The organism is Denitromonas iodatirespirans, assembly GCF_018524365.1.
GTDB classification, from domain to species: domain Bacteria; phylum Pseudomonadota; class Gammaproteobacteria; order Burkholderiales; family Rhodocyclaceae; genus Nitrogeniibacter; species Nitrogeniibacter iodatirespirans.
On the sequence record NZ_JAEKFT010000082.1, the window covers coordinates 1 to 1,897 of the forward strand.

The window sequence follows — 1,897 nt, forward strand, 5'->3', positions numbered from 1 at the left end:
CGGCAATGAATCAGTTCGCGATCCTCTACGAGGACCGCTTCACGGATCATCGCCTAAAATGAAAACCGCGTTTCCAACTCAGGAAGCGATTCAGAGCGCCTCACACACAGAAATTCTGACACTCCCGCGACGATCTACCACCGCGGCGCGCCTCCCACAAGGACAACCATTCCCAGGCTTCCACCTCGTTCCTCAGTTCCACCGGACCGCATGCTCTAATCCAGGCAAGTTCGGGTTCTCTTTCATTTCCCGTGAAGGAATATGCCGTCCACTCGTCCAGCAGCAAAGCATAGTCGGGCGTTGTTCCGATTCCTAGAAAGCGTCGGCGATCATATTCTCGCGCGCAATACATGTGCATGTTATTGAACTACGTCTTACTCTTGGTTGCGTTGTAGAACGCGGCGAGGGCGGCAGTTTCGTCGTGAGCCGTGGTGACACCCGACGTGTATGCCTCCGCGAGAGCTTTCCATGCGTCTCCGACTGATTGATCTGCGACAGATTGCATCAGAGAGAGGTCACCGACGTTTAAGGCGCAAATTGCTGCACGATATTGTTCCAGAATTCGTTGCCGTCGATAGTGGGAGGTGACCTCTTCGACAACAACCCTAAAAAAATGGATCATTCGACACCTTTTGACTGGTCCGGCGCCCACTGCCAGAACGTCTGGCCGTAGTCGCGGCCGACGCTGGGCATCGTCTCGCCCTGCTCGAACCAGCGGCGGGAATCCGATTTGGCCGGGGTGAACCACCAGCCGGCTTCGGGACAGGGTTGGCCGGCAGGGACGTTCGGGCGGTGGGTTGCTGTGACGGCTTCCGGTTCGGCGATGTCGGCTTCGTCGTCGTACTCACCGTCGATCATTTCGACGAAGTACCATTTGCAGGGTCGCTGGGTGTAGGCATTTTGCGTCAGGATGAAAGGTGCGTACCGAGGGTCGTTTTCGTCGCCCGCTCTGTTCATCATCCCGTAATCAGTCATTTCGCCACGATGAAAGGCGTTGGATACGAATGCCGTGATCTTGTCGTCGTCTGCCCACAACGCCGGCCGGCCGAGTGCCGCCAATGCCTTCAATCCCAAGGCGTTGAAAGTGACTGCTTTCCCCAGCCGTCCATCACTATTCCCTGTCCAACCAAACTGCAAGGTCGCGTTTGGGTCGTCTTGCACCACATAGACGCCGGTGCGTGGTGGCATCTTGCCCGATTCGCCTTCAACATCGGTACGCACCCGGAACAAGGGGAGCCGAAGAAAATGATGGCTGTTCTCTTTCCAAGCGTCGAACATCATTCCGTCGTCGATTCGCTTCTGTCCGCCTGAGCCACATACGGAATCAATCCGTTGGGCGTGTCTCTGCACCTTCTGAAACTCCGCCTTGAAGCGCTCTTCCTCCTCCACGGTCATCCACCGCGAGGAATGCTCGGAGAGCATGCGGGCGCATTGGTAGGCGCCGGTGATTCCGTAGACCTCGTTGGCGACCTGTGCGATGTGCCAGATCGTCGATTCGCGAAACTCCTGGAGCACAGAGTAGACGTGCGTGGCCCAGTTCGTCGTCGTGTCGCGCACGCCCCAGCGGGGACTGGTCATGAAGCGGTCACGTCCCTGCAGCTGCGCTTCGTCAACGACCACATCCACACCAGCGATCAGCCGGTTGATCATATCCAGCAGTTGTTGTCGGTAGTCCCTCGACATCCAATAGTAGAGCAGCGTCGCCTGGTGCTTCTGGTGCAGTGACAGGGTGTAGCGTGGGTAGCCGGCCGGCGGCTTGCCGAACAGGTCTGAATCGCCCCGGGTTCGGTGGAGGCCGTTTGGTTTAAGTCAGGCCGGGATGGCGGCCTCGCTGGCGAGTTGCCTGTAGTAGTTTGCCTCAGCTTCTGCAGGCGGGATATACCCGATCGGTTCGAGC

Annotated in this window: 1 protein-coding gene; it reads right to left on the bottom strand. The window is 57.9% G+C overall.

From position 1 onward, the window contains the following. Positions 1-618: 618 nt before the first annotated feature. Positions 619-1,650 (bottom strand): hypothetical protein, encoded by a 1,032-nt coding sequence (locus I8J34_RS23950; protein WP_214364147.1) that lies wholly within the window; start codon positions 1,648-1,650, stop codon positions 619-621. Positions 1,651-1,897 lie beyond the last annotated feature (247 nt).

Excerpts from the sequence above, each read along its gene's own strand:
- I8J34_RS23950 (WP_214364147.1), bottom strand. The coding sequence starts at position 1,650 with ATGATCAACCGGCTGATCGCTGGTGTGGATGTGGTCGTTGACGAAGCG.